This is a genomic window from Mucilaginibacter sp. P4_C11 (genome assembly GCF_056402115.1).
Genome location: NZ_JBFUIA010000019.1, coordinates 16,568 through 37,906 on the forward strand (window position 1 = coordinate 16,568; position 21,339 = coordinate 37,906).

The window sequence follows — 21,339 nt, forward strand, 5'->3', positions numbered from 1 at the left end:
CAGATGAAAAAAAAGCAACTGATTAAAATAAACCTGCCGGGCGGGGTAGCTTCTGCCGGCGATTTTTACGAAATGCTTATCATCGCCCAAAATGCCGGGGCGACCCAAATTCGCTTCGGTAACAGGCAGCAGCTTTATTTTGAAGTGGATGCAGACCAGTTGGAAGACCTGGAGTTTGATATGTTGGGCGCCGGCATCGATCATGAAATTAATGGCGATCAGTTCCCCAATATTACCAGTTCCTATATTGCCGATGGAATTTTCAACCACGAAAACTGGCTGAAGGAAGGCGTTTACAAAGACATTTTCGACCTATTTGATTATCAGCCCGAGTTAAAAATAAACCTGGTTGACAGCAACCAAACCTTCGCTCCTTTTTTTACCGGCAACTTTAATTTTATCTCGTCGCCGGTAAGTAATTGCTGGTATCTGTATATCAGGTTTCCTAAAACCAATATCCTGTATTGCTGGCCTGTGCTGGTTTATTCAGACGATATCCCCGCTTTGTGCAAAGCTGTACAACAGGTAATATTTGCCAATAAGCCATTATTTTATGACCAGGCCGAGGTTAACGCCGGTTTGCTGTATCAATTGGTTGCTACCAATAATCAGTTTGTGATTCAGCAAATAGACCAGCCGTTAAATATCCCCGAGTTTCAGTTACCTTATTATGAGGGTTTTAACAAACAGGGTAATAAATATTGGCTGGGCATTTACAGGCGCAATGAATTGTTTGATATCGGGTTTTTGAAAGATATCTGCAACCTGTGTATGCAAACCCGGGTGGGGCAGCTGTATATCAGTCCGTGGAAATCATTATTGGTTAAAAACATCGAGGCTAAACACAGGCCATTATGGGGCAATTTGTTGAACAAATACAGGGTTAACATAAGGCACGCCTCAAACGAATTAAACTGGCAGGTAGAGGACCTGTGCAGCCAATGCCTTGATTTAAAACAACAGCTGGTACGCGAATTTGAGGAAGCCGACCTGCGCACTTACCGGCTCAGCTTCGCTATTAAGCGGTCGCCAAAATCGGGGATCTACGGCTCTATTATGATCCGCGAGCGCAAGCCCGATGAGTTTGAAATTGTGCATACCCGCGATTTTAACCACAATACCCGCGAATTTGTAGTGTACAAGCAAGGCGTAACCAAAACCGACCTTGGCCGGCATTTGATTGCACTTTGCGATTTATTTTATGAGCAGCAAAGCAATATTGTGCAATCGGCCACTATTGCAGGCAGGGAAGACATGCACAAAGCAACTCATCAAAAAATAGTACACCAGTGTAAAAATTGTTTCACTATTTATGATGAAGCATATGGCGATGAATTAAACGGGCTTTTACCCGGTATACCCTTTACCGGGCTAAGCAGTTTTGAGTGCCCTACCTGCGGGGCCGGTAAGGAGGATTACAAGGAACTGGTTTGCGTGGCGTAGCAAGTTTGTTTAAAAAAACCATCAAGTGTCCCTCTCATAATATTTAATTATACTTGTTATAATTTTTACATTGATGGATGACTTAACCCCCTTTATAAAATATATACAAAGGTTAGTAACACTGTCGCCCGACGACCTTGCCGAATTTTTAGCTGGCTTTAAATTAAAAAAGGTAAAAAAGAAGCAATTCATTATTCAGCCCGACTTTATAGCCAAACACCGGACATATATTCTGCAAGGCGCATTCCGCTCGTACGTTGTTGATAACGAAGGGACTGAACACACTATTCAATTTGCAATCGAGGATTGGTGGATATCGGATATTAACAGCTTTTTATACCAGAAGCCTGCAACTATGTTTGTGGTGGCGCTGGAAGATAGTATCGTACTACAAATAGACTTCGAAACTGAAGGGCATTTAAAACAAGCCAAACATCAATTCGAAACCTTTTTCCGAATGGCCGCCGAACGTACCGCCGCTTTTCATCAGCGGAGGATTATCTCCACCTTAACGCGTACAGCCGAAGAGCGGTACAGTGATTTTTTAGAAACATACCCTTCGGTAGCCCAACGCCTGCCACAGTATGCTATTGCCTCCTATCTTGGTATGACTACCGAGTTCCTTTCTAAAATCCGCAACCATAAAGTACGCAAAAAGTTGAAGTAGTTCAACCTTATTTCCTAACCTGGTTCATCGTTAATTTTTTACTGGGGTAGCACCTTTGTGTTATTAAAACAACACAAAAATGTCAGGTAAATTAAAAAATAAAGTGGCCGTAGTTACAGGTGGTAACAGCGGCATAGGTTTTGCAACGGCAAAATTATTTGCAAGCGAAGGTGCAAAGGTGGCCATTACAGGCCGCAACGAAGCTACCATAGCAACATCAGTAGCCCAAATTGGCAGTAATGCCATTGGCTTTGTAGCCGATGTGGCCAACATTAAAAGCATCGCCCCTGTTTATGAAAAGGTTAACAACACCTTTGGTAAAATAGATATACTAATAGTAAATGCCGGTATTGTGTACCTGGCACCAATTGCCGATGTTACCGAAGAAATGTTTGACCAGGTAAGCGATATCAATTACAAAGGTGTTTTCTTCACCGTTCAAAAAGCGTTGCCTTATCTTAACGATGGCGCGTCAATCGTTATCACTTCATCAACTGTGGCCAACAAAGGCCTTGCAGGGGGCTCGGTTTACTTATCAACAAAAGCTGCCGAGCGTGCCTTAGTAAGGGCTTTTGCAGCCGAACTTGTTGACCGTAACATCCGCGTCAATGCACTTTCGCCCGGTTCTATTGATACGCCTATATTTAAAAAGGCTGGCTTTGCCCAGGAACAGGAAGATGCCATGAACCAGTTTTTTGTAACGGTAACCCCAATGAAAAGAGCTGGTACGGTTGATGAAATGGCCAAAGGTTTTCTATTCCTCGCATCCGATGATTCATCGTACATGACAGGCGGCGATCTACTGCTGGATGGCGGCTTCCGCGATTTATAATTATGGGATTTATAACCCATTAAACGTTAATTACACCGTTTAAATGAGTTAGAGGGCCGGTTGCAAAAACCGGCCCTTTCTAATATTTTGTTCAAATTAGTGTTGCCTTTTTTTTCCAATAATTCACCAGGGGAACAAAACGCCCCTCACTTCGCCCCTATTTAACTACCAATTCGGTAGATTATCCAAAAAATGTGCATATTTGGGGTTTAATGTTTATTATTTAACAAATTAACACACACAATGAAAGTCGCAGTAGTAGGTGCTACTGGCTTAGTAGGCACCAAAATGTTGCAGGTTCTGGCAGAACGCAACTTCCCCGTTACAGAATTAATTCCCGTAGCTTCCGCAAAAAGTATTGGTAAAGAAATCACTTTTAAGGGTAAGCAGTTTAAGGTAGTTTCTGTTGAGGATGCGATTAAGATGAAGCCGGACGTTGCAATTTTCAGCGCCGGCGGCAGTACTTCATTGGAGCAGGCACCGCTTTTTGCGGCAGCAGGCACTACAGTTATTGATAACTCATCGGCCTGGCGTATGGATCCAAGCAAAAAACTGGTTGTGCCCGAGGTAAATGCCGATGTATTAACTGCAGAGGACAAAATTATTGCCAACCCAAATTGCTCAACTATTCAAATGGTAGTGGCGTTAAAACCACTGCACGATAAATATAAAATTAAACGCGTGGTAGTATCTACCTATCAATCGGTAACCGGTACCGGCGTAAAAGCTGTTGACCAGTTATTTAACGAGCGCAAAGGAATTGATGGACCAAAGGTTTACCCTTACACTATCGACCTGAACGTGATACCTCAAATTGATGTGTTTACCGATAACGGTTACACCAAAGAGGAAATGAAAATGATCCTGGAAACTAAAAAGATAATGGGCGACGACAGCATTAAGGTAACTGCTACCACCGTTCGCATCCCGGTTATGGGCGGTCACTCAGAGTCTGTAAACATCGAGTTTTTACATGATTTTGATTTGAGCGAAGTACGCGAGCTATTAGCCAATTCGCCAGGTATTGTGGTGGTTGATGATACCGCCAACCTGAAATACCCAATGCCGCTTGACGCGCACGATAAAGACGATGTTTTTGTAGGCCGCTTACGCCGTGACGAAAGCCAGGATAATACTTTAAATTGCTGGATAGTATCAGATAACCTGCGCAAAGGCGCTGCTACCAATGCCGTGCAAATTGCAGAATATCTGGCGGCAAAGCATTTGATTGGCGCGCCGGTTGAAGCATAGGTATTAGTGAGTAGTTGATTGGGGGGATTAGGTGAATGGTTTTAATCGCTTGGTTAACTCAATCAACCACTCTCCTGATCAACATAAAACTTAAAAACAGGGATAGTCGGTTGATTATCCCTGTTTTTATATAAAAGCTCCCCGTTAACATGGCCAACCCTGCCTGTTAGTTAACTGCTGCCTCATAATTAAGTAAAAAGATGTTTATTAACATAATTTAACGGTGTATCTACGTTAACTTATTACGTTTAATAGCGTCATTTGTATTTCAATTACATTATTTTATTTCACAATGAAAACTAAGATAATTATAGCAGCCGTTGCCGCTTTGGGTAGTTTGTACAGCGGTGCGGTTAGTGCGCAGCAAACCGCTTTACTTGCCGATCAAAACCCGCGATATAAAGAAAGCCAGGCTAAATATGCCCGCGGTGCAGATAGCCTTACCAGCTTACAGGGCACAACCATACAGGATACCTACAAAGCCTATGACTGGTACGAGGCTAAGCTGGAACGCCGCCGCCAAAACCGTGAATGGAGGCACCAGGAACGCATGAATGGCTACTTCGATTATACACCGTCATGGGGAATTTACGATAATTACTATTCGCCATCAATCAACTTTGGCTTTGGCGGCCGCTGGGGGCGCGGCGGATACCGCGGAGGCCGTTCCGGTATCGGAATTGGTTTTGGCTGGTATTAAATAGCGCCACGCATCACTTACTATCATAATTTAACAACCTACTATCAATGAAATTTAATAACATTTTAACCATTGCTGCACTTGCAGTTTCAACACTTTTTGCTGCCTCATGCTCAAGGCAGGTAACACGCGTTAGCACCGATCAAACTATAGATGTAAGCGGTAACTGGAATAACAGCGACTCCCGGATGGCTGCCGAAGAACTAACCGGCAAAATTTTAGGCGCAAGCTGGATCCAGACTCATCAAACCGATCACCAGGGCAAAAAGCCGGTAGTAATTGTGGGCTTTGTCCAAAACAAAAGCCATGAACATATTGATGCCGAGACTTTTTTAAAGGATATTGAAAGCTCATTTATTCAAACCCAAAAGGTGCGTTTGGTACAGGGTGGCAAAAAACGCGAAGAACTGCGTGCCGAAAAAGCCGACCAGCAAACCAATGCTACCGTATCAAGCATGAAACAGTTTGGTTTAGAAAACGGTGCCGATTATATTTTGCAAGGCTCTATTAATTCGATAGTTGATTCGCACAAACGCAAAAAGGTTGTTTACTACCAGGTAAACCTTGAACTTACCAATATTCAAACAAACGAAGTGGTTTGGATTGGTGAGAAAAAAATAGCCAAATACGTAACAAATTAAAGTAAGTAAGCCCTGGCGCTGGTACGCCATGTTCAGGGTTGCTTACAGCTTAAAATGATAAACATACGTACGCGTTTTTTCCGCGCATCACCAGTTATAGGGGTGATGCTTTTTTTATTTGGTTGTACCACTTACAACCAAAGCCTTACTTCTTATTACAAAAATGTTTATGCTGGTAACTATCCCCAGGCCGAAAAAGACCTGGATAATAATGGCCTCATCCAAAAGCCGCGCAATAAACTCCTGTACCTGATGGAGAAAGGGCGGGTGGCGCACCTGAGAGGAGAGTATGAATCAAGCAATAAGTATTTCAACAATGCCGATCAATTATTGGATAGTGGCTTAAGCGGTGCGGCCGACGCGGCCGTTGGCTTATTGGTTAACTCGATGTCGCAAACATATAAAGGCGAGGATTTTGAAAAATTCATGATCCACTATTATAAGGCGCTGAATTACCTTTATCTGAACAATACCGAAGATGCCATTGTTGAGGCCCGCCGCATCACCCTGCAGGCGCAGGACCAGGGCGATAAATTTAACAATAAAGACAACCGTTACTCAAACGATGCCTTTGCCTTGATGTTCCAGGGCATGCTTTACGAACGTAATAACGATGTAAACAATGCCTTTATATCATACCGCAACGCCGCCGAGATCTATCTGAAAAACCCCGATCAAACTTATTATGGCACGCCGATGCCCCTGGGGCTAAAGGAGGATGTGATCAGAACAGCCATGTTGAACGGCTTTACAACAGAGGCCGATCAGTTTGAGAAAACATTTGGTATTCCATACACTCCTAATCAACCCTCCGAAGGCGGCGAGTTGATCTTGTTTTGGGAAAACGGCCTTGCCCCGGTTAAAACACAGGAAGATTTATTTTTTAGCCTGGTGAGGCATAGCGATGGCGGGTTGTTTTTTGTTAACGGGGCAGGTTTAGAGATCCCCTTTAACTATAACGGCGACAGGAACAGGCTGAACCTGAAATCTGTAGAAAGTTTGCGGGTAGCTTTTCCAAAATATATTGCCCAAACGCCTTATTATTTAAGCGGCAGTATCAGTGTAAATAATGAACAAATACCTTTTGAAAAAGCCGAGGACATTAATGAGCTGGCTTTTAAAACGCTTCAGCAGCGTACTTTAAAAGAACTGGGCAAAGTGCTTGCAAGGCTTGCTGTAAAAAAAATGGCCGAATACGGCCTGCGTGCCGCAGCCACAAGCGATGGTAAAACAAACGGCGTTTTAGAAGGGCTGAGCTATGGTGTACAACTTTACAGCCTGTTATCTGAAAAGGCCGATACCCGCAACTGGCAGTCCCTGCCTTCATCTATTTCCTATGCCCGCGTACCGCTGCAAAAAGGGGCTAACAAAGTAAGCATCGTACTAAAAAATGCCCAGGGCACTACCGAAACCAAAACAATTGAGATACAAGGTAACGGAACAATGCAGTTTTATAATTATGCAACGTTAAGGTAGGGCATGAATAATAGTTGAATAAATTTAGTTACAACGAAACAGCAGAAACGATAAAATACCCGCCGTTGCAGGCTACGAGGATGTAACAAATAATTACATTACCTACAAATTCAACGGGCAATGTTTTGATAAGGTAAAATGCAGATAGCCCGATATAGTTATAAATTTCAACTATTATTTATAATTGCGGCCGATTTTTACTAACTTGTTACCAATGAAAGCCATTAAGCTCGTCGTTGTTTTATGTTGCTGTTTTATCACAGCCAATCTATCTGCCCAAACTATCAGCAGTCCGCAGGCCATTGAGGCCGACCTGTTACGGATTTTTAAGCGCGTTAATTACTATGGCACGCACAAAAAGGAATGGAAAGCTGTTGATTCCCTAAAGAAGATGAACAGCATCTTTGCCTTCAAACTTAAATATTACACATCCAAATACCCTTTTACTATCGATTTAAAATTCACATCGCTGGTAAAAGAGCGTATGGTTATCGCAACTTCGGCAGATGGTTTGTTCCGTACGTATTCCTGGGATACCCGGCTGGGCAATGGTGGGTACGATTTTGATAACATACTGCAATACAAGGTTAACGGCCAAACGCTATCGCTGTTAAAAATGGACCCGCCGGGCAAGGAAGCCTACTGGTTCCCCAAGATTTACACTTTTACGGCCAATAACAAAACCATGTATTTGGCTGTCTACAACTCGGTAATGTCGGCCAGTAAAGCCGGGCAGGGCATTCGTGCTTACGCTATCGAAAAAGGTGTGCTGAACGGACGTGTGCCCATGGTAAAAACCCCTACTGCCGTATTAAGCCGCCTGTATTATGAATATAACCTGCAATCGGTGGCCGATTGGGATACTTTCCCGAGCATCACATTTGATTATACTACAAAAACAATACATACCCCCCTGGTTGATTTCAGCGGCAAAATGACCCGCAAGGTTATCACCTATAAATTTACCGGAAGGTTTTTCGAGAAAGTAAAGAGTTAGCGCCGGGGCCTTTTACTATCTTTGAGATGTAAATTATGATCTCATTCGCCCACCGTGTTTTTATGGAAGTTGCTGCCAATTTGAGCTTTTCAAAGGCTGCACAGGTGCTGTTTGTAACGCAGCCCGCTATAAGCAAGCATATTAAGGCCCTGGAAGATCAATATAAAGTACCCTTGTTTGAGCGAAAGGGCAACAGCATCCTGCTTACCGAAGCGGGCAATAAGCTGAACGAATACCTGCAGCAAGCCACCGAAATTGAACGCAAAATTGAATATGACCTGTCGGTACTCAGCAACCTGTCGCAGGCAGCAGGCCATTTGCGCTTAGGGGCCAGCACTACCATTGCGCTATATATTTTACCGTCAATACTATCGGGCTTTCAGCGCGAGTACGCCAATGTGGATGTACAGCTGGTAAACCGCAACTCCGAATATATCCTGAATGCCTTACTGAATCACGAGGTTGATATCGGCATTATCGAAGTTGATAATAAACTCACAACAGTATCCTATAAACCTTTCATGAGCGATGAGGTGATCCCGGTATGCTCGGCAAAAAGCCCGTTGGCGGGCAAATCGCTAACCTTAAAGCAGTTTGTTAAAACGCCACTGGCCGTGCGCGAACGGGGTTCTGGAACACTGAACGCGGTTTTAAAATCACTGTCGGCACTGCACATTAAACCGGCCGACCTATCGGTAAAAATCCGTCTTGGCGGCACCGAAGCGCTTAAAAACTTCCTGCTGGCCGATCAGTGCCTTGGCTTTATGCCCCGCCCATCTATCATCCGCCAACTGGCCGAAGGCGACCTGGTTGAAGTACCCATCGAAGGCCTGAAAATTACCCGCGATTTCTTTTTCATCCGCCGTAAGGGAACGGAAGATTATGGGCTGACGAGTAACTTTATCAATTATGCGTTGGAGCATATAGGAAGCTGACCTACAAAATACATTATGCCACTGAAGTTAAAATCATCATCTAACGCAGATATACATCAAGCCGTTATTTATTGGATGGAGTTACTATCGGCAGAAAAATATACTGAAGCTTTTGAATTGACCTGGCACGACCCTTACTATCAGTGGACGCCATCTCTTTTAGAGAAAGTTATTAATGGATATGGCCTGCCCGATCAAACGCTGGATATCATTCATAAGGTAACATCGCCCCAAACCGCTGTACTTGACATAAACAATCAAAATATATACAAGGATATTTCACTTTTCGACACTCCTTTGAGTCGGAACCATGGCTCACCAGAATTTGAGATAATTGGTGATGTTTTTTATGACCTGCCTATAGACGGACACTGGAGCGACTTAACTGCCTCATTTAGAATATTACAGGGAGCTGATTTTTTCGGGCTCGAATTAAATGATATCCACGTACTCTGAGTTTTATAAAGTAGCAAAATTTGCATCCCCATCTATTTTAAAATACCTGAAACCATCTAACCGTTGGCCTGTATTTATATTGTACTTAATTTATTATAGTAATAATTAAAATATACAGTTATGGCAAGTTTAAATGATCGTAAGGTAGCTATCCTTACCGAAGAAGGATTTGAGCAGATTGAGTTAACAAGCCCAAAAGCAGCCCTGGAAGCAGCAGGAGCAACTGTTCATGTGATATCGCCTAAAGCAGGCAAAATAAAAGCATGGGACAAAACCAACTGGGGTATCGAAATTAATGTAGATAAACAACTGAGCGAAGTAAGCCCCGATGATTATGATGCCTTGGTTTTGCCTGGCGGTGTACTAAACCCCGATAAATTAAGGCAAAATAAAGATGCAGTAGCTTTTGTATCGGCATTTTTAGATGAAGGAAAACCGGTAGCAGCCATTTGCCACGGCCCGCAGGTGCTTATTGAAACGGGATTGATTAATGGCCGCCGCCTTACCTCATACCCATCTTTAAAAACCGACCTGATAAATGCAGGAGCCGATTGGATTGATGAAGAGGTGGTGGTTGACAACGGACTGGTAACAAGCCGCACCCCTGCCGACCTGGATGCCTTTAACCGAAAAGCCATTGAAGAGATTGCCGAAGGCGTGCATCACGGCGCTTAAACCCAGCATGATTAAGATAAGCGCAAATAATATCGAATAATGAATGTTGAAGCTCCAATACCGAAGTATTCACTTCATTATTCGATATTGGACGTTCAGTATTGGATATTTAAATCGATTATAACTCCTTAATTTATGCTTTAATGTTTGTTGCCAAACCCAAATTCGCGATAGGTATCGGGCATGCTGCCGTTATTGGTAAAAGCAAAAGTGTAGGTAGTGCCCCAGCTTTCAAAATCGGCATTTTTATCTTTCGATGCTTCAATATGTACCGAGCTTAGCATGTATATCCCTTCGCGGCTTAGTTTAAAAAATATAAGGCCGTTTGCATCAGCGCTCAATTTCTGGGGATAAACATTACCGTTGATAGTTTTTACGTACACAATAACTACGGCATCTTTTAACGGCTTACCATGAAAAAGAACTTCGGCAGTAACATCATCGCCGTAATCGGCTTTGTAGGGGTTTTGTTTAATTACAATTTCGTATTCCTCGTTCAGCGGTTTATCAAAATCCCGGTCGGTTGGCTTATCAACAGTTACCAACGTTTTTAAGTAACGGGTTGTTTTTTCTACAAAGTATTGCTGATTGTTGGCTTTTGCTTCTTCGGCAATTTGGTCAAGCCCTTCGCTGCTCAGGTATTTTAAAAACTTGTTTCTTTCCGATTCTACATTCTCACTTTTGATAACCTCGATGGTAGCCAAACCAGGGCTTTCCAGTTTGTAGTTTAATATGTTTGATGCCGTATCTTTTGGCGATTTACCAAGGTCGGTCTGCTTTTTTCCTTCGTATAATACAAACTTTGAGATCTTGGCGCCGTCGTATTTGTACTCTCCCTCTTTTGCAAATTCATTACCGCTTAACAGGTGCAGGTTAATGTTATCGCCTTTTTTCATGTAGAAGCTACCCGGCAGTAAAAAGAAATCTTGCGCGTAGGCCGTAAAACCAATAATTAACAACACCGCCAATAATAAATATACAAATCGTTTCATCGTTTTCAGTTAGGAATTACCAAACATACAAAGTTTAACCCGAAAAAATTATTTTTTGACCTTGTTGGGGGCCTTGCCATTTAAAAACTTCAGTAGTTTTACCTTATGATTTTTGATCGTAAAAACCTTGATACCGACACTTTACTGTCTTTTTACAGAAAACTGTTGCTGCCGCGCATGGTCGAGGAGAAAATGCTCATCCTGTTAAGGCAGGGCCGCATTGGCAAATGGTTTTCGGGCATAGGGCAGGAAGCCATTGCCGTTGGCAGTACCCTGGCTATGGCCGATGATGAATATATTTTGCCCATGCACCGCAACCTGGGTGTTTTTACAACGCGTAATATCCCGCTTTCGCGCTTAATGGCGCAATGGCAGGGCAAACCTTCGGGCTTTACCAAAGGGCGCGACAGGTCGTTCCATTTTGGCACACAGGAATACAAAATCATCGGGATGATATCGCACCTGGGGCCGCAGCTGGCATTAGCCGACGGCATAGCGCTAGCCGATGTATTATCTAACCGGCATAAAGCCACCCTGGTTTATACCGGCGAAGGCGCCACCAGCGAAGGCGATTTTCATGAGGCCTTAAACATTGCCGCGGTTTGGAATTTGCCCGTTATTTTCCTTATCGAAAACAATGGGTACGGCTTATCAACCCCAACCAATGAGCAATACCATTGCAGTCAGCTGGTTGATAAAGCCATAGGCTATGGCATGGAAGGCCGCCGTATTGATGGCAACAATATTTTAGAGGTTTACCATACCATAACCGATATTAAAAACAGCATCCGCGAAAACCCGCGCCCGGTTTTGCTGGAGTGTATGACCTTCAGGATGCGCGGGCATGAGGAGGCCTCCGGGACCAAATACGTGCCGCAAAACTTATTTGAGTGGTGGGGCGCAAAAGATCCGCTGGCTAATTTTGAGAAATATTTACTGAATGAGCGCGTGCTGCTACCCGAATGGATCCCGGTGATCAGGAAAGAGTTTACAACGCTTATCGAATCGGAATTTGAAAAGGTTTACAGTGAGGCTGATATTGTGCCGGATATTGAAACCGAAGTAGCCGATATGTACCGGCCATACCAATTCCCGGCAAACCAGCCACTTGCAAGCCCGGCAACCAATAAACGATATATAGATGCCATTAGCGATGGCATGCGGCAGGGTATGCGCAAATACCCCAACCTGGTAGTTATGGGACAGGACATTGCCGAATACGGCGGCGCGTTTAAAATAACCCAGGGATTTGTAGAAGAATTTGGCAAAGGCCGGGTGCGTAACACGCCCATCTGCGAATCTGGCATTGTGGGCGCAGGTATGGGCTTGGCGCTCAACGGCTACAAAGCTATTGTTGAAATGCAGTTTGCCGATTTTGTTACCTGCGGGTTTAACCAGATTATTAATAACCTGGCCAAAACCCATTACCGCTGGGCGCAGGCTGTTGATATGGTTGTACGCATGCCAACCGGTGCAGGCACTGGTGCTGGGCCTTTCCACTCGCAAAGTAACGAGGCCTGGTTTACAAAAACGCCGGGGCTTAAAGTAGTTTACCCCGCTTTCCCGGCCGATGCCAAGGGCTTGCTGCTGGCCGCAATTGACGACCCCAACCCGGTTATTTACTTTGAGCACAAATACCTGTACCGCAGCATTAACGGTCCCGTGCCCGATGATGATGTACTGATAGAAATTGGCAAGGCCAACATTGTACAACAAGGCGAAAAAGCTACCATCATTACCTTTGGTTTGGGCGTACACTGGGCACTGGAGTATGCGGCCAAACATCCTGAATTATCCTTAGAGATCATCGACCTGCGCAGCCTGCTGCCATGGGATAAGCACGCTGTAGAGCAAAGCGTGCAAAAAACAGGCCGCGCGTTGGTGTTACACGAGGATACGCTCACCAGCGGCTTCGGCGCCGAAATAGCAGCTCACATTGCCGAACATTGCTTTAAATACCTGGATGCCCCGGTAATGCGCTGCGGTAGCCTGGATACGGCCATCCCCATGAATAAAGCACTGGAAGACCAGTTTTTGGCCAAAGCAAGATTGGCGGAAATGATGGATAAATTGCTGGGGTATTGATTGCTTTGTTGTTGAAAGCTAATAGAGCCGCAATTATCTGCAGACGTTTATTGGCCAAACCAAGAGGCCGTATCATAAGTCAAAATAACCGTCTGAGAATCGCCTGTAAGAAAATTGACTCCATCAGGTATCCGAATAAATCACGTAAAAAGAGGCTGATCATGATTTATGATACAGCCTCTTCACCCCGAAAAAAAGTCTTAATTCTTGATTCTTGCCTCTTGATTCTCTCCCCTACTTCCACTTTAAGCTCTTAATCAACACCTCTACATCCTTTTTAACAAAGTTCAGGGCTGGTTGTACCGAGTCAAGGCGTGGCTCGTTGTTAAAATAAAGAGCTCCACGCAGGTAATTTTTTGTGCTATCAGTAAGGAAAAATTGGGCCGACGATGCCGCGTTGCCATCAATGGTATAGTAAATGCCGTATACCTTGCGCTCCGGATAAGCAATAATGCCCTCATCAATTGATGTGGCCTTTATGGTATGCTTGAAAGCGAAGGTGCGGGCATCCTCGGTTAGCTGGTTAAATTCTTTTTTGGTGGTTACCGGCTGATAGCTCAAGTGCAGCGTGGCATGAAAAACAGGAAATTGCATGTTTACCCAACACGGCTTTGCATTACCGCTCTTGTCTGGCTCAATAACAGCGTATTTAGGGTAAGTAAAGCTATAGGGGCAGTCGCCATCATATTCCTGGTATTCCTTTTTGGGGAACACAATGCGGGAGTAGCCACGGGGTTTGGGCGAGTAATCATGATTGCCGCCACAGGCAGCTAAAACAAATAAACCTAAAACCAGTGATGTTAAATACCTCATACACGCAGGTCTTTAGTATTCCATATCTCCCATGATTTTTCGGCCTGCAATACCAGCATTTCGTAACCGTTTTTGGTGGTTGCGCCACGTTCGCGGCCTTGTTTTAAAAACAGGGTTTCCTCGGGGTTGTAAATCAAATCGTACAGTAAATGCTCATCGGTAATGGCCTCGTAGGGTATCGGTGGGCATTCGTGAATATTCGGCGATGTGCCTACAGGCGTGGTATTGATGATGATTTTATGGTGTTTGATATGTTGCGGTTTCAAATCGCTGAATAGTAAATGATCGGGATGTGGTTTGCGGGTAACAGTTTTGTAGGTAATGCCCATATTTTCCAATACACAGCGTACCGCCTTTGCCGCGCCGCCATCGCCCAAAACCAGGGCCTCGTCATTCGTATCCTTGATGAGTGGTTTTATCGACATCTCGAAACCATACAAATCGGTGTTATAGCCTTCCAGCCTAAAATCGTGGCCGGTAATGCCAACCTCGCCTGTAAATGCAGCCTGCAAGGGGCTTTCGGCGCTTATGCAAATACAGTTTACGGCGCCTGCTGTACGGGCATCGTGCTCAACCCAATCCAGGTATGGTATAATGGAAACTTTATGGGGGATAGTAACATTTAAACCTACAAGGTTAGGGTGTTCATCCAGCAAGTCCTGTAAATCTTTAATATGTTCCAGCGGATACACATCGTAAACTGCATCTTCAATGCCTTCGGTTTTAAATTTCTCGGTAAAATATTTTTTCGAAAATGAATGCGAAAGCGGAAAGCCTATAAGCCCGTAGTGTTTCATGTATGTTTATTTAGTATCGCCTAAAATAAAAGCCTAAAGATATACACAGAAATGATAAGTGCCATATCAAAATCACTGTACTTAAGAACAAGCAAATATTGTTATTGATTTTAAAGAAAGAAAAAACAAAAAGGGTAAAAAAACTTGACTTAAGGGTAAAAACGTCTGTTTTTAAGAAATACCCATGCGAATTTTAAGAAAAAATGTACTTTAGGAAACTGTTTATGCCCCCTGATAATCAATCTTTAATTTTGCATCTGAAAAGATATCTGTTGGCCTGTTTGCTGCTAATAAGCACCATGATGGCTTACCCGCAACAAAAAAACAAGGAGCCACAGCTTAAACTGCTGCGGCAAATGAAGAACGCTGATTCGGCAGCAACTTTCGCAAAAAAACTAACCGACTCGGCAAGGAAAAATCACGACCAGCTTTTTGAAGCAAGGGTGCTATTGGCGCAGGCTTACCAGGCATATGGTAGCGGCAACGAAAAAGACGCGTTGGGTTTTGCCCGGCAGGCTGTAAAGGTCTCATCGCCGGCCGATACCACAACCTTCGAACGATCAGCAACAATGGTGGCCTATATGCTGAGCCGGCAGGGTAAAAACGTAGAAGCTTTAAATGTGGCCTTTGGTATTTTAAAAGAGTGCGAGGCGCGCGGATGGAAAGCGGCGGGCATTGATGCAAAAATGTGCCTGGCCGATATTTACCGCGTTATTAAAAATGTAAAACAAGCTTTACCGTTTGCCCGGCAGGCGGCAGATGATGCTTTCAGCATTAAAGATACGGCATCCTATACTTTTGCTTTAAGCCATATATCAAACATTCTATCCGAAGTTGACACTTCCTATGCCGCTAATGAAAAAGCGGCAAATATTCTGGAACAGATACTACAGCCCCGTTATAAGAAATTTGTGAGCGATTTTACCCGGGCCCGATACTTAGGCAACCTGGCGCGGTTGTACATACGTAACAAACAGGAAGACCGGGCGATAAAAACCCTGTCAGAATCGATGGAGATTGCCCGAAAGGGAGGCTTTAAATCATTGGAGAAACACAACTTGAATGAGTTGATGACTTTATACCGGCTTAAAGGTGATTTTAAAAAGGCGATTGCATATGGCGAGAAGGCAATAGTAGCCGAACCTGCTTTGCAAACCAGTATATCCTTACAAAGAAATATATACAGCCAACTTAACCAATCGTACCTGGGTATTGCCGATTATAAGAACGCGTTGAGGTATTCTGATCTTTTTCATAAGCTAAATGACAGTATAACCGCCGCCGAAACCGCACGCGAGGCAAACGAGCTTGATAAAAAATACCGTGCCGACAAACGCCTGCTTATAGCATCTAACCAAACCCGGCTGCTATCTGTTCAGCGTAATTATATTATCGCCATAGCATTGCTTGTTGTTATTGCATCCGGTATTTTGTACAACTGGCTTATTGCCAAAAAAAGGCGCGAGGCAAGATTAATGACAGAAGAGCATAAACAGCTGGAAAAGCTGGACGCCCTTAAAACTCGTTTTTTTGCCAATATCAGTCATGAATTACGCACCCCGCTAACCTTGATACTTGGCCCAGCCGATCAATTGCTCAATACCACCGAAGGCCTAGATAAAGAACCGCAACAAAATAATTTGATGACCATACTGCGTAACTGCAAAAAGTTGTTAAACATGGTAAACGAGTTGCTTGACCTTGGCAAGCTGGAAGCCGGCAAACTAACGCTGAAGTTAACTCCCGTGGCATTAGCCTCGTTTATAAAAGTAATATACCAGGGATTTTCATCTGCAGCGGAACATAAAAAAATCAGCTACCGGTTAGTTTGCGACATCGCGGAGGATACTTTTGCACTGCTTGATGAAGATAAGTTTGAAAAGATATGTAATAACCTGATCAGCAACGCGGTGAAATTTACCCCGCCGTTAGGTTCGGTGACGTTAACAGTACAGATTGCCGGGGGTATGATTATGCTGAATGTTGCTAACACGGGTACGGGGATTCACCCGGATGACCTGCCCCATGTTTTTGACCGTTACTACCAGGGCCGGCGCGAAGATGATGTGCCCGAAGGTGGCACCGGCATAGGGCTTGCCATTACCCGCGAATTTACCGACCTGATGGGTGGCGCGATACAAATAGAAAATGCATGTAACGCCGGTACCGCCTTCACGGTGCAGATACCTTATATATCAGCAGAAAGTCACAATAAAGCCCCGTTAACCAATGAGCTGCCAACCCCCGCAAACTTGCAACCGGATATACATCATAACGAAAGACAAACCATATTGCTGGTAGAAGATCATCACGAAATGGCCGCTTATGTAATGAGTGTTTTAGCGCCGTTTTATAACGTGGTTACGGTATTGAACGGAATTGAAGCACTTGCCAGGCTGCAGGCCCTGCCTAATATCCCGGCGCTGATTATATCAGATGTAATGATGCCGCACATGGACGGCTTTACCCTGCTGCAAAAACTAAAAGAAAATCCTTCGCTTTGCAACATCCCGGTTATTATGCTCACCGCACTGGCAGATCATCACCATAAACTAAAAGCGCTGCACACCGGGGTTGATGATTATATAACCAAACCGTTTGTAAGTGCCGAGCTTATTGCACGTACCGGCAACCTGATCAACAACGCTACAGCAAGGGCGGTTACAACGGCTTATGAACTGGAGGAAATAGGTGGAGCAGATGCAGCTGATAGTCTATCAGAAATTCAGCCTGTTTCGCCGGCCGACCTTGCCTGGCTAGCCGAAATAGAATTATTGGTGAGGGCGCAGGTCGGCAAAACAGATATAAACCTAGCTACGCTAAGCTATAACCTGGCCATAAGCGAGCGGCAGTTATTCCGGCGCATTAAAAACATCACGGGCTTAACACCTAACAAATACATCCGCGCCATTAGGCTACAAATTGCCCGTGAGGCCATCGAGAGCGGAAAATACCGCACCGTTGCCGAAATATCATATGCAGCAGGCTTTGATACACCTGCATATTTCAGCAAGTTGTTCAAAGAGCAATATGGCCGCGATGTGAGTGAATTACTATAGCCGATGGTTAAAAAATTGCTTAAAAGAAGTAACAAGGCGGTTTCATTATCTCAATTGGCAGTTTCATAATGCAAAATGGCAGTTTTGTTAACATGGTTTGGCCCACCTTTGTGTAATGCAAAGTGCGCCTGTTTATGAATATTATAGTTAACGAACGAATGTTAAAAGAAAATACTACCCCGCTACCAATCAAAACCTCTGTGAGCTGTCCGCGGTGTAAAAACAATGCCTGCCAAAGAATCCGCAGAGGGGCGTTGATTAAAACGTTGCTGCCATGGATGTCGCTTAAGCATTATTATTGCGATAGGTGTTTTAAAAAGTTTTATAAAACGGATAAGTAATTGTCCCTGTAAATATCCAATTGTACCCTTTTGCCCCACGGTTTTTGGCTTAACCGATATATCCCACAGTTATCTAACGGCTGTGGTGATATCGGGGTAAAAAGAGTCAAGAACCGAGAGTTTAGAATCAAGATAGGTTGTAAACAGGATTTGTTTCCTGATCCCCGATATCTCGGCCCGCATTCCAAACCTAAATTTTACTATATAAAAAGCCCTGGGGAAAACATCCCGGGGCTCGGCAGTGTATGGTAAGGTTAATTATAAACTCAAAAAATGATCGAATGTGTCGCTTCGGATGCCCAGGCGTAATGTTTCCAGCGGGATAATATCCGCGGGGGCTATGTTGCCCAGGCTTACATTGGCGCCAATAAGCTTAATAAACCAAACTTGTTGGGCTTTTTGCGGGGCTTCCCAAATAATGGTGCCTTCGGGTATCTGGGTGAGTATCTCATCAACCAGGCCTTGCCTTACTTCGCCCGAATCGCGATAGATACCTACATTACCGCTTTCGCGGGCTTCGGCAATAACCTTCCATGAACCGGCCTCAATTTCGGCGTTCATGAGCTTGATCCATTTATAGGGCGCAAAAATCTTTTGCACATCCTTTGATCCTACTTCAGATATTACGGTAACCTGTTTGGCTAGTTTGCGGATGTATTCGCATTTAACATCGTGCTCAATAGTGATTGAGCCGTCTGATACCTCACAATGCTCCAACTGGTATTTATCCAGCAGACGGCAATAATCATCGAACTGGTTACGTACAATAAAGGCCTCAAACAAAGTGCCGCCAAAGTATACCGGGATTCCGGCTTGCTTATACAGCTTTATCTTTTCATCCAGGTTGGGGGTAACGTATGATGTTGCCCAGCCCAGTTTTACTATATCGGTATGTGTGGCGCCAACCTCAATAAAATCTTCAACCTGCCTTAAGCTTAAACCTTTGTCCATTACCATGGTAATGCCCTTGTCGCGGGGTTTAGCTGTACGTTCGGGTAAATTATTGATGGTGTAATTCATATCGCTGTTCTGGTTATAGCCTATAACTAAAAGTACTAACGCCGGCAAAGGTCGTAAAAAAATTCATAGGAAAAATGAAGGAAATGTTAAATTAAAACAGATGTGCGGATGGCGTACCATTTGAGGATTTGAAAATTTAAAAAGAATCCTGTGAATCCTGCTTAATCTCGAAAATCCTGTCCAAAAAAAGCCCCGCATGGCGCAGGGCTTTCACACATATTAACTATTTATAACTGAAAAAACTCAAGTTTAAATAAAGCGCCTGCACGTATCGGTATTCAAAGTAAAGCTACAAATGGGTGTTATTAGGGTATGTTATATCAAATTTATTATTCTTAAACTATCATTCAATTTTAGAGTTTTCCACAATGTGTTCACAAGTGCCCATTTTGAGGCTTTTTTGTTGATTTACTGCAATAATTTTCAACATCAACTGATAGTTGAGTTTTCTTTTTTGTAAATTGGGCTTGACTTAACTACTATGAAAAAACTGTTTTTAATTGCCCTTGTATTGTTATTTGCTTTTGGAGCTAATGCACAGGACAAGCCAACTTTGTACAACCCGGCTGCCAACGCCAGGGCCGAAATTACCGCGGCGGTTAAACAGGCTGCCAGCCAGCATAAAAATGTACTGTTGCAAATTGGAGGCAACTGGTGCAGCTGGTGCATCAGGTTTAATAACCAGGTAACTGCCGATACTACACTTAATACCTACATGAACAAAAACTACATAGTTTTGCATGTAAATTATAGCCAGGAAAATACTAACGACGCTTTAATGGCAAGCCTTGGCTACCCGCAGCGTTTTGGCTTCCCTGTTTTTATTATACTGGATGATAAGGGCAACCGCCTGCATACCCAAAATTCCGAATACCTGGAAGAAGGTAAAGGCTATAACAAGAATAAAATACTGGAGTTTTTTAAGGGCTGGTCGCCAGAGGCACTTGACCCTAAAGTTTACAACAAAACCAAATAAACCCCTTTTTAAGCTAAGCTACTGGCAAGCAATTGTTTACAAAAACATCTATTTATAGATATAATACAACACGGGTTTATTTTGTAATAAACCCGATACAAAAGAAAAATTATTTTCTAAAGGTTAAATATTTTCTCAATTGTTAATTAACTTAGTTTATTGTTTCACCCTTAAAAATCAAACTTATGGCAAAGCACACCACTCTTAAACGAGGTCAGTTACTTAAGTACATTGGTAAAAGGTGGAAGAACCTGGACATTGGCAGCCCTATCATGAAATTTTTAGGCTATGATAGTAATGGTTTTGCCGATGTATGGGTTGAATACCAGGGCCGCCTTATGCTGCTGGCCATCGGAGAGGTTGAACTGGCAATTTAGCCAACAACATCTGTTTCTCACACAAACTCAGGGAGCCCTGGTCAGTACGCTGGTCAGGGCTTTTTGCTGCAGTACTTTTGGATAAAGCTATCCGCCTTATCGCTACCTATATTACGGATGAAGTTCCAGTCGGTACAGGCGCCGGCTATATCATTTTGTTTTAATTTCTCGGCGGCCTTGTTAAGGATATCATCTATCAGTTCGTCATCAAAACCCAGTTGTTTTTTAAGCGCTATGATAGTGTTTTCTTTAGATAGATCGGCCTTGCCCTGGTACTTGTTAATGTAGTAGTTGGTAACCGCGTTTTCAAGTTCCTGCCTGTTTTTATAATCAGTGATGGCCGCCTGCATATCCCTGGTAGTTGACTGCCCACACCGCGTTTGATCGGGATCAAACCTAATGGGCTGCACCAGGTTGGTTGTGGGGTTATAACCAGCAGGCAGCACCCATAAGCCGGAGGTTAACTTGATAACCCGCAGGGCTTCGTCGTCCAGGTCAATTCCGGGGCCTTGTTGTACTTTGGCATCGGTTACCCGTCCTTGCTTATCCAGCCGGAAAGCTACGTTTACCGTACCTGAAATACAGTTGCGGCTAGAATACTCCGGGTAAACTATTTTTGATTTCAGAAAATTATCCAGGGCACGCGGTCCGCCCTTAAACGCAGGCTGGGCACCTGCGGTAAATGCAGCTGTTAATGCTATTATACTGATGAGCAGGCGCTTTATCATACTATAAATATCGACAATAAAACGGGAATAATGTTTGGAGAGATTAAGAATATTGGGTGATATGAACAAAGGCTTAGG

The 21,339-nt window shown here is 43.8% G+C and carries 20 protein-coding genes; 15 read left to right on the forward strand and 5 right to left on the reverse strand.

Annotation, left to right across the window (positions count from 1 at the left end):
- The first annotated feature begins 3 nt into the window (after positions 1–3).
- The 11 genes from AC1DU2_RS17915 (at position 4) to AC1DU2_RS17965 (ending at position 10,073) form a co-directional block, all read left to right on the forward strand.
- Entirely contained in the window at positions 4–1,443 is a 1,440-nt protein-coding gene (locus tag AC1DU2_RS17915) for a rubredoxin (RefSeq protein WP_477385701.1), read from the forward strand.
- A 73-nt stretch (positions 1,444–1,516) separates the two neighbouring features.
- The gene (locus AC1DU2_RS17920) at positions 1,517–2,110 is read left to right on the forward strand and encodes a Crp/Fnr family transcriptional regulator (RefSeq protein ID WP_477385703.1); all 594 of its coding nucleotides are present in this window, start codon (positions 1,517–1,519) and stop codon (positions 2,108–2,110) included.
- Positions 2,111–2,189: 79 nt separating this feature from the next.
- Positions 2,190–2,942: an SDR family oxidoreductase gene (locus AC1DU2_RS17925; protein WP_477358496.1), complete on the forward strand. Its 753-nt coding sequence runs from the start codon at positions 2,190–2,192 to the stop codon at positions 2,940–2,942.
- Between the two features lie 243 nt (positions 2,943–3,185).
- Complete coding sequence (locus tag AC1DU2_RS17930; protein WP_477385705.1) at positions 3,186–4,193, forward strand: aspartate-semialdehyde dehydrogenase; 1,008 nt, start codon at positions 3,186–3,188, stop codon at positions 4,191–4,193.
- A 292-nt stretch (positions 4,194–4,485) separates the two neighbouring features.
- Positions 4,486–4,893: a hypothetical protein gene (locus AC1DU2_RS17935; protein ID WP_477385707.1), complete on the forward strand. Its 408-nt coding sequence runs from the start codon at positions 4,486–4,488 to the stop codon at positions 4,891–4,893.
- A gap of 47 nt (positions 4,894–4,940) precedes the next feature.
- Positions 4,941–5,534, forward strand: a complete 594-nt coding sequence (locus AC1DU2_RS17940) for a penicillin-binding protein activator LpoB (RefSeq protein WP_477385709.1) — start codon at positions 4,941–4,943, stop codon at positions 5,532–5,534.
- A gap of 54 nt (positions 5,535–5,588) precedes the next feature.
- Positions 5,589–7,010: a COG3014 family protein gene (locus AC1DU2_RS17945; protein WP_477385711.1), complete on the forward strand. Its 1,422-nt coding sequence runs from the start codon at positions 5,589–5,591 to the stop codon at positions 7,008–7,010.
- Between the two features lie 214 nt (positions 7,011–7,224).
- Positions 7,225–8,007, forward strand: coding sequence for a hypothetical protein (locus AC1DU2_RS17950; RefSeq protein ID WP_477362656.1), 783 nt, complete (start codon positions 7,225–7,227; stop codon positions 8,005–8,007).
- Between the two features lie 35 nt (positions 8,008–8,042).
- Complete coding sequence (locus AC1DU2_RS17955; protein ID WP_477362654.1) at positions 8,043–8,942, forward strand: LysR substrate-binding domain-containing protein; 900 nt, start codon at positions 8,043–8,045, stop codon at positions 8,940–8,942.
- A gap of 15 nt (positions 8,943–8,957) precedes the next feature.
- The gene (locus AC1DU2_RS17960) at positions 8,958–9,398 is read left to right on the forward strand and encodes a hypothetical protein (protein WP_477385713.1); all 441 of its coding nucleotides are present in this window, start codon (positions 8,958–8,960) and stop codon (positions 9,396–9,398) included.
- Positions 9,399–9,518: 120 nt separating this feature from the next.
- Entirely contained in the window at positions 9,519–10,073 is a 555-nt protein-coding gene (locus tag AC1DU2_RS17965; RefSeq protein WP_477385715.1) for a type 1 glutamine amidotransferase domain-containing protein, read from the forward strand.
- A gap of 140 nt (positions 10,074–10,213) precedes the next feature.
- Here AC1DU2_RS17965 and AC1DU2_RS17970 read toward each other — a convergent pair whose 3' ends face one another.
- Entirely contained in the window at positions 10,214–11,065 is an 852-nt protein-coding gene (locus AC1DU2_RS17970; protein WP_477385717.1) for a DUF4198 domain-containing protein, read from the reverse strand.
- Positions 11,066–11,170: 105 nt separating this feature from the next.
- On the opposite strand from AC1DU2_RS17970, the gene AC1DU2_RS17975 reads away from it, so the two are divergent.
- Positions 11,171–13,150, forward strand: coding sequence for an alpha-ketoacid dehydrogenase subunit alpha/beta (locus AC1DU2_RS17975; protein ID WP_477385719.1), 1,980 nt, complete (start codon positions 11,171–11,173; stop codon positions 13,148–13,150).
- Positions 13,151–13,384: 234 nt separating this feature from the next.
- On the opposite strand, the gene gldD is transcribed toward AC1DU2_RS17975, so the two are convergent.
- The gene (gldD, locus tag AC1DU2_RS17980) at positions 13,385–13,963 is read right to left on the reverse strand and encodes a gliding motility lipoprotein GldD (RefSeq protein WP_477362644.1); all 579 of its coding nucleotides are present in this window, start codon (positions 13,961–13,963) and stop codon (positions 13,385–13,387) included.
- Positions 13,960–14,760, reverse strand: coding sequence for a shikimate dehydrogenase family protein (locus AC1DU2_RS17985; RefSeq protein WP_477362642.1), 801 nt, complete (start codon positions 14,758–14,760; stop codon positions 13,960–13,962). Before AC1DU2_RS17985 ends, gldD begins: the two co-directional genes overlap by 4 nt.
- Positions 14,761–15,116: 356 nt before the next feature.
- Between AC1DU2_RS17985 and AC1DU2_RS17990 the strand changes: the two genes are divergently transcribed.
- Complete coding sequence (locus tag AC1DU2_RS17990) at positions 15,117–17,819, forward strand: hybrid sensor histidine kinase/response regulator transcription factor (protein ID WP_477385721.1); 2,703 nt, start codon at positions 15,117–15,119, stop codon at positions 17,817–17,819.
- A gap of 599 nt (positions 17,820–18,418) precedes the next feature.
- Here AC1DU2_RS17990 and AC1DU2_RS17995 read toward each other — a convergent pair.
- Positions 18,419–19,180: a phosphosulfolactate synthase gene (locus AC1DU2_RS17995; protein WP_477362638.1), complete on the reverse strand. Its 762-nt coding sequence runs from the start codon at positions 19,178–19,180 to the stop codon at positions 18,419–18,421.
- Positions 19,181–19,661: 481 nt separating this feature from the next.
- Here AC1DU2_RS17995 and AC1DU2_RS18000 point away from each other — a divergent pair, with 481 nt between their 5' ends.
- Together AC1DU2_RS18000 and AC1DU2_RS18005 are read left to right on the forward strand one after the other, a co-directional pair.
- A complete protein-coding gene (locus AC1DU2_RS18000) occupies positions 19,662–20,156 on the forward strand; it encodes a thioredoxin family protein (RefSeq protein WP_477362636.1) in 495 nt (164 codons plus the stop codon).
- A 185-nt stretch (positions 20,157–20,341) separates the two neighbouring features.
- Positions 20,342–20,533 (forward strand): hypothetical protein, encoded by a 192-nt coding sequence (locus tag AC1DU2_RS18005; protein ID WP_147054918.1) that lies wholly within the window; start codon positions 20,342–20,344, stop codon positions 20,531–20,533.
- A gap of 53 nt (positions 20,534–20,586) precedes the next feature.
- Here AC1DU2_RS18005 and AC1DU2_RS18010 read toward each other — a convergent pair whose 3' ends face one another.
- Positions 20,587–21,261 carry an energy transducer TonB family protein gene (locus AC1DU2_RS18010; RefSeq protein ID WP_477385724.1) on the reverse strand — a complete coding sequence of 225 codons (675 nt, stop codon included), beginning with the start codon at positions 21,259–21,261 and terminating at the stop codon, positions 20,587–20,589.
- Positions 21,262–21,339 lie beyond the last annotated feature (78 nt).